Annotated in this window: 5 protein-coding genes and 1 pseudogene; all 6 read left to right on the top strand. The window is 66.9% G+C overall.

Annotated features, from left to right (window positions below; all coding sequences use genetic code 11):
* Positions 1 to 511: pseudogene (locus tag WAW17_RS14420) on the top strand (hypothetical protein); the annotation flags it as partial.
* A 7-nt stretch (positions 512 to 518) separates the two neighbouring features.
* Positions 519 to 788 (top strand): acylphosphatase, encoded by a 270-nt coding sequence (locus WAW17_RS14415; RefSeq protein ID WP_422333636.1) that lies wholly within the window; start codon positions 519 to 521, stop codon positions 786 to 788.
* A 22-nt stretch (positions 789 to 810) separates the two neighbouring features.
* The gene (gene smc / locus WAW17_RS14410) at positions 811 to 4413 is read left to right on the top strand and encodes a chromosome segregation protein SMC (protein WP_422333634.1); all 3603 of its coding nucleotides are present in this window, start codon (positions 811 to 813) and stop codon (positions 4411 to 4413) included.
* A 28-nt stretch (positions 4414 to 4441) separates the two neighbouring features.
* A complete protein-coding gene (gene ftsY, locus WAW17_RS14405; RefSeq protein ID WP_422333633.1) occupies positions 4442 to 5860 on the top strand; it encodes a signal recognition particle-docking protein FtsY in 1419 nt (472 codons plus the stop codon).
* A gap of 260 nt (positions 5861 to 6120) precedes the next feature.
* On the top strand, positions 6121 to 7380 hold the full coding sequence (locus WAW17_RS14400; protein WP_422333635.1) for an ammonium transporter: 1260 nt from the start codon (positions 6121 to 6123) through the stop codon (positions 7378 to 7380).
* Between the two features lie 57 nt (positions 7381 to 7437).
* Positions 7438 to 7773: P-II family nitrogen regulator (locus WAW17_RS14395; RefSeq protein ID WP_422333632.1), on the top strand; the 336-nt coding region annotated here is incomplete at its 3' end.

The following is a 7773-nucleotide window of genomic DNA, read 5'->3' as shown; positions in this document are numbered from 1 at the left end:
GGGTCTGGTCATGCCGAACGGGCTGGTCAGGCTTCCCGGCGGAGACTTCCTCACGGCCCGGAATGTGGGGTCCGGTGCGGGCCTGACCAGGATCCCCGCCGCGGATCCCCGCATGCCGGAGGTGGTGCGCACCGACCTGGGAACCGTCGACGGGTTGGCCGCGCACGCAGGAAACGTATACACGGTGACGACGTTCGACACCACCACGACGCTGCACATCCTGCGTGCGGAGGATCTCCGTGGACCTGTCGTGTCGATTCCTCTGCCCGGTTCCGGACCGCTCAACGCCGCCGACGATCTCACCGTCGGACCGGACGGCATCGTCTATATCGCATACAACGGAGGCGGGATGGTGATGCGGGTCGACCCGGCCACGGGGGAGAGCTGCGCCATCGCGTCCGGCGTGCCGCTGGTGTCTTCGGTGCGTTTCGGTAGTGGCCCCGGCTGGGATTCCGAGGCGTTGTACGCGACGAGCTTCACCGGAAAGATCTACAAGCTCGAGCGATCGTGAGGCAGTGGTGGAGAGACTGACGGCGTGGGTACACGGGTACGTTCAGGGTGTCGGGTTTCGCTGGTGGACGCGTGCGCGGGCACTCGAACTCGGTCTCGCCGGGTATGCGGCCAACCAGAAGGACGGCCGTGTGCTGGTGGTCGCCGAGGGTCCGCACGAGCTACTGGATGCGCTGCTGGCACTGCTGCGTTCGGGCGACACCCCGGGGACGGTCGACCTGGTGGTCGAGCAGTGGGATTCCGCGCGCGGCGACCTCAGTGGGTTCGTCGAACGATGAACCGCAGGTAAGGTTCTCCCCCATGCATCTGAAGAGTCTGACGCTGAAGGGGTTCAAATCCTTTGCGTCGGCGACGACTCTACGGTTCGAACCGGGCATCACCTGCGTGGTGGGACCCAACGGATCCGGCAAGTCCAACGTGGTCGACGCGCTCACGTGGGTGATGGGTGAGCAGGGAGCGAAAGCGCTCCGCGGGGGAAAGATGGAGGACGTCATCTTCGCCGGCACGGCCGGGCGGGCGCCGCTCGGGCGCGCCGAGGTCACTCTGACCATCGACAACTCCGACGGCGCTCTTCCGATCGAGTACTCCGAGGTGTCGATCACCCGCCGCATGTTCCGCGACGGCGCCGGTGAGTACGAGATCAACGGCAGCTCGTGCCGGCTGATGGACGTGCAGGAACTGCTCAGCGACTCCGGAATCGGGCGCGAAATGCACGTCATCGTGGGGCAGGGCCGCCTCGCTGCCATCCTGGAGTCGCGGCCGGAAGACCGGCGTGCGTTCATCGAGGAGGCTGCCGGCGTTCTCAAGCACCGCAAGCGCAAGGAAAAGGCAGTCCGCAAGCTCGATGCGATGCAGGCCAATCTGGCCCGGCTGAACGACCTCACCGCAGAGTTGCGGCGTCAGCTCAAGCCCCTCGGTCGCCAGGCCGAGGTCGCGCGACGTGCTCAGACCGTCCAGGCCGACCTTCGTGATGCGAAGCTGCGTCTGGCCGCAGATGATCTGGTGACCCGGCGCGAAGAGCTCGCGAACCAGGCACAGGACGAGAAGATGGTCCGCGAACAGTACGATTCCGTCGCGGCGGCGCTGGACGAGGCGACTCTCGAACTGGGCCGGCACGAGCAGGAACTGTCCAGGCTGACGCCGGGTGCCGAGGCGGCCGCCCAGACGTGGTTCCGGTTGTCGGCTCTGGCGGAGCGTGTCAACGCAACCATCCGGATCGCCCGAGAGCGGGCACGCCACCTCGACTCGGAGCCGGGCGCGAACCGGGGCCAGGACCCGGACGAGATGGAAGCTCGCGCGGATCGGATCGCGGCCGAGGAGCGCGAACTCGTCGAAGCCGTCGAGATGGCGCGGGCAGCGCTCGACGCCGCCAAGGAAGAACTCGCCGTGAGCGAGGAGACGGCCGCGGAGGCGGAGAGCGCCCACATGGCTGCCGTCCGGGCGATTGCCGACCGCCGCGAGGGGCTGGCCCGTCTGTCCGGTCAGGTCGACACGCTCCGGACTCGCGCCGATTCGGTGGATGCGGAAGTGTCGCGGTTGACCGTTGCCATCGAGGAGGCCCGGCAGCGGGGCAGTGCCGCGCAATCCGAGTTCGAGGTGGTCCAGAGCGAGATCGGTGATCTCGATGCGGGTGAATTGGGGCTCGATTCCAACCATGAACGCGCGGTCGAGGCGCTGCGGCTCGTCTCCGAGCGGGTGACGGAACTTCAGAGCGCCGAACGCACCGCGGGTCAGGAAGTCGCGTCGCTGCGTGCCCGCATCGAGGCGTTGTCGATGGGGCTCGAGCGCAGGGACGGAACAGCCTGGCTCGTCGAGCACCGCGCGGGCGACGGCATTCGCGGACCGCTCGGCGGACTCGTCAGCGTCGAGAAGGGGTACGAGCGGGCGGTGGCCGCTGCGATGGGGCCCGCCGCGGATGCTGTGGTCGCGGAGTCGCTGGACGCGGCACGAGGTGCTGTCGGCGCATTGAAGGAGACCGACAGCGGACGAGCCTGGCTGCTGATCGGAACCGAGGGCACGGCGGTGTCCGGTGGTCCTCTCGGCTCCGGCGCACGGTGGGCCATCGATGTGATCGACTGCCCGGACGATCTTCGGACCGGTCTGGCGGCACTGCTGGCCGGGGTGGTGGTGGTGGAGACCATCGACGATGCGGTCGCCGTGGTGGCACGCAGGCCGGACGTGAGGGCGGTGACCCGGGGCGGTGATCTACTGGGCGCCGGCTGGATGAGTGGCGGCTCGGATCGTCAGCCCAGCACCCTCGAAGTGCAGGCGGCGATCGATGATTCGATTCGCGACCTCGCACGCGCGGAGCGCCGCGCCGAAGAGCTGACGGCCGCGCTGTCGGGCGCCGTCGCGGAACAGGCCGCCCGGCAGGAGAATGCCGAGCAGGCGCTCGCCGCACTGAACGAGTCGGATGCTGCGATGTCGGCGATCTACGAAAAGCTCGGACGTCTCGGCCAGGCCGCGCGAGCGGCACATTCCGAGTCGGAACGTCTCGTCGGGCAGCGTGAGAAAGCCGAGAGTGGACGGGAAGATACCCTCACCGCACTCGCCGAACTCGAAGAGCGGCTGCGCATGGCAGAGCTCGAAGGTACCCCGGGCGCCGAATCATCAGGATCCGAATCGACCGGTATGGACCGCGAGATGGCAGCACGGGCGCTGGCGGAGGTGCGTTCCGTCGAGGTGGAGGCTCGCCTGGCGGTGCGCACCGCGGAGGAACGGGCCGAGTCTGTTCGCGGCAAGGCCGATTCCCTGCGCCGTGCGGCTCAGGTGGAACGCGAGGCCCGCGCCCGAGCGGAACGTGCGATGAAGGCTCGTCAGAACGCCGCCGCGGTGGCGGCTGCCGTCGCCGAATCCGGCCAGCGCGTCGCCGATCATCTCGGTGAGGTCGTCGCGGCGGCCATGGCCCATCGCGACGACCTCGCTCGTGCCCGCAGCGAACGCACCGCGCAACTCGAGCAGGTACGCGAGAAGGTGCGCGAGCTGACAAGAGAACTGGCGTCGCTGACCGACGCCGTGCACCGCGACGAGGTTGTCAGGGCTCAGGCGGCCCTGCGCATCGAGCAACTCGAGGAGTCGATTCTCGAGCAGCACGGCATCGGGCTGGACGACCTTGTGGCCGAGTACGGACCCGAATCGCCGCTACCGCCTTCGGTCCTCGAGATGGAGGAGTACGAGCAGGCGAAGGAACGGGGCGAGCAGGTGACCGTGCCGGCTCCGATTCCCTACGACCGCGCCACTCAGGAGCGCCGCGCGAAACGGGCCGAGAAGGATCTTGCGACGCTCGGGAAGGTCAACCCGCTGGCTCTCGAGGAGTTCGCAGCCCTCGAAGAGCGCTACAACTTCCTCTCCACGCAACTCGAGGACGTCAAAACCGCGCGCAAGGATCTCCTCGGTGTCGTCGCCGACGTCGACGCCCGGATCCTGCAGGTCTTCGCCGAGGCCTATGCCGATGTCGAGCGAGAGTTCGTGCAGGTTTTTGCGAAACTCTTCCCCGGCGGCGAAGGCAGGCTGGTACTCACCGACCCGTCCAACATGTTGACGACGGGTATCGAGGTGGAAGCGAGGCCCCCGGGGAAGAAGATCAAGCGGCTTTCGCTGCTGTCGGGTGGCGAGAAATCGCTGACGGCGGTGGCGATGTTGGTGGCGATCTTCCGGGCCCGTCCGTCGCCCTTCTACGTCATGGACGAGGTGGAGGCCGCCCTGGACGACACGAACCTGCGTCGTCTCATCGGACTGTTCGAGCAACTGCGTGAAAAGTCTCAGCTGATCATCATCACGCACCAGAAACCGACGATGGAGGTTGCCGACGCGCTGTACGGCGTGAGCATGCGTGGCGACGGCATCACAACCGTCATTTCGCAGCGGCTCCGGGGACAGGACACGGCGGCGTCGGACGCCTGACGCCCGCGCCGCAGCATCGCCTGAAACAATGGGCGGCGTGACTACCGGAGCTTGGATCGCCCTCGCGGCCGCATTGGCCGTATTGCTCGTTGTTCTCGTTGTCGGATTCCTGTTGTACCGCCGGCGGCAGATTTCGCTGAAGAGACCTGAGACGCCGCAAGTCGGTACAGCGGAGAAGGACCGGTCCGGCGGCTATCGTGCCGGCGGGGGATTCAACTTCAGTGAGGGGTCCACCGCAACAGCCCCGCCGCGTCCGCCGGCACCCACCCCGGCCCCCGAACGCAGACCCGAACCGGCGCCGCCCGTGCCTGGGCCGGAAGTGCTGCCTCCGCCGGAGGTAGCCGAGGCGCCGCCGGCGTGGCCCGTCGCCACCGCGCCCGCACCGCCGAAACCGGAGGTCGCCCCGAAGCCCGAGGTCGCCCCGAAACCCGAGGTCGCCCCGAAACCGGAGGTCGCCCCGAAACCCGAGGTCGCCCCGGCCCCCGAGGTCGAAGCGGTTCCCGCCGGCCCCGTGCTCGACACCATCGCACCGACGGAGGGGCGGCTCGACCGTCTGCGTGGGCGTCTGTCCCGCTCGCAGTCTGCGGTGGGTAAGAGCCTGCTCGGGCTGCTCGGCGGCGGCGACCTCGACGAGGACTCCTGGGAAGAGGTCGAGGACACCCTGCTGATCGCCGATCTCGGTACCGCCACTACCACGAAGATCGTGGACGCCCTGCGAGAGCGGATCGCCGCCGGCAGCGTGCGGACCGAGTCGGATGCCCGAGCCCTGCTGCGCGAGGTCCTGATCGCGCAGTTGAGGCCGGAGCTGGATCGTTCGATTCGCGCGCTTCCGCACGATGACCACCCTGCCGTCCTGTTGATCGTCGGAGTGAACGGCACAGGCAAGACCACGACGACAGGCAAGCTGGCCCGGGTGCTGGTGGCCGACGGCCGCCGGGTCCTGCTCGGCGCGGCGGACACTTTCCGCGCCGCGGCAGCGGATCAGCTCCAGACGTGGGCCGAGCGGGTCGGCGCCGAGGTGGTCCGGGGCAAGGAGGGAAGCGACCCTGCGGCCGTTGCGTTCGATGCCGTCGCCAAGGGAATCGAGGGCGGGGTCGATGTGGTGTTGATCGACACCGCAGGCCGACTCCACACCAAGACGGGTCTGATGGACGAACTCGGAAAGGTCAAGAGAGTGATTCAGAAGAAGGCGTCCGTCGACGACGTCCTTCTCGTCCTCGACGCGACGATCGGGCAGAACGGTCTTGCGCAGGCCCGGGTCTTCGCGGAGGTGGTCGACATCACGGGTGTGGTGCTGACAAAGCTCGACGGGACCGCCAAGGGGGGCATCGTCTTCCAGGTTCAGCACGAGCTGGGTGTGCCGGTGAAACTCGTGGGACTCGGCGAGGGCGCCGACGACCTCGCGCCGTTCGAGCCCGGAGCTTTCGTGGACGCGCTCCTCGGATAGAACCTCGGGTCGGGGACCCGCGACGCGCCGTCGCGGGGTCCCGATCCGTTCGCGGAGGCCGGTATGTGCCGCAAACTGCCTGATGAAACCTGGACGCAACAAAACCCCGCAATGCGTTCACGCGGGTGAAACAGTGCAGTGGCACGGACGAAACACCGCGAATCCACTCTTGCTCCTGACGACGTGCAGACCAGCGCGCGACTAGGAGGTAGTAAGTGAGTCCCGACGAAGTGTTGGCAAACTCCGGCAATGCCGCATGGATGCTGATGGCAGCATCCTTGGTCCTACTGATGACGCCAGGGCTGGCGTTCTTCTACGGCGGCATGTCCCGGTCGAAGTCCGTGCTGAACATGATGATGATGTCGTTCGGCGCGATGGCCGTCATCGCTGTGGTGTATGTCCTGTGGGGTTGGTCGATGTCCTACGGAACGGAGGACATCGGTGGAGTCTTCGCGAACCCGTTCGAATTCTTCGGGCTGAAGGACAGCATCACCGATGCCGATGGCAACTTCATTGCCGGCGCCTTCGGCTACCCCAACGTGATCGACGTCGCCTTCCAGGTGACGTTCGCGATCATCACCACTGCCCTCATCAGCGGTGCACTCGCCGAGCGCGTGAAGTTCGGCACGTGGCTCCTCTTCTCGGGAGTGTGGGTCACCGTCGTGTACTTCCCGCTCGCCCACATGGTCTGGGGTGGCGGCCTGCTCTCCGGTTCGGAAGACGGCCTGGCGGCCAAGATCTTCGGCACCACCGACGACGGTGAAGGTGGTCTCGTCGCCTCGGTCTCTCCCATCGACTTCGCCGGTGGCACCGTGGTCCACATCAACGCCGGTATCGCCGCCTTCGTCCTCGCCGTGATCATCGGTAAGCGTGCCGGATTCGGCAAGACCGCGTTCCGTCCACACAACCTGCCCTTCGTGATGCTCGGTGCAGCCCTGCTGTGGTTCGGCTGGTTCGGCTTCAACGCCGGTTCCGCATTCGCCGCCGATGGTGCCGCAGGTCTGGCCTGGGTCAACACCACCGCCGCCACGGCCGCCGCTATCCTCGGCTGGCTGCTGACGGAGCGCATCCGTGACGGCCATGCCACCAGCCTCGGCGCAGCGTCGGGGGCCGTGGCCGGTCTCGTCGCCATCACGCCGGCGGCCGGGTCGCTCAGCCCCGTCGGATCCCTCGTCCTCGGTGCGATCGCCGGCATCCTGTCGGCACTGGCCGTGGGCCTGAAGTTCAAGTTCGGTTACGACGACTCGCTCGACGTCGTCGGTGTCCACCTGGTCTCCGGCCTGTGGGGCACCATCGCGATCGGTTTCCTCGGAACGGAGACCGGTTTGTTCTACGGTGGTGACTACAAGCAGTTGGTTGTCCAGACCGTCATCGCATTCTCCGCGTTGGTCTTCACTGCGATCCTGACCGCCATTATCGCGTTCGCTCTGAAGCCACTCGGCTGGAGAGTGTCCGATGAGGTAGAGGCTCAGGGCATCGACGAGGGTGAACATGCAGAGACCGCCTACGACTTCGTGTGATCGGCTAGTGATAAGAGTGAACACCGGGTACCGCAGAGCTTTGGAAGGGACAACGAAATGAAGCTGATCACGGCAATTGTCAAGCCGTTCACTCTCGAGGACGTGAAGACCGGACTCGAGCAGGCGGGCGTGCTCGGCATGACCGTCAGCGAGGTGCAGGGGTACGGCCGTCAGAAGGGTCACACCGAGGTCTACCGTGGAGCCGAGTACTCGGTTGATTTCGTGCCGAAGGTTCGGGTCGAGGTGGTAGTCGACGACGCCTCTGTCGACAAGGTGGTCGAAGTGATCGTCGAGGCCGCTCGGACCGGAAAGATCGGTGACGGCAAGGTCTGGGTCTCGCCTGTCGAGTCCGTTATCCGGGTGCGCACCGGGGAACGCGGCGCGGATGCACTC

The sequence above is a fragment of the Rhodococcus sp. (in: high G+C Gram-positive bacteria) genome, from assembly GCF_049286785.1.
In the GTDB taxonomy this organism is placed as follows: Bacteria; Actinomycetota; Actinomycetes; order Mycobacteriales; family Mycobacteriaceae; genus Rhodococcus_F.
This window is presented reverse-complemented; position numbering and strand designations above follow the sequence as displayed.

Coding starts and splice junctions, on each gene's coding strand:
- ftsY (WP_422333633.1), top strand. CDS start 4,442: ATGGGCGGCGTGACTACCGGAGCTTGGATCGCCCTCGCGGCCGCATTG.
- smc (WP_422333634.1), top strand. CDS start 811: ATGCATCTGAAGAGTCTGACGCTGAAGGGGTTCAAATCCTTTGCGTCG.
- WAW17_RS14400 (WP_422333635.1), top strand. CDS start 6,121: ATGCTGATGGCAGCATCCTTGGTCCTACTGATGACGCCAGGGCTGGCG.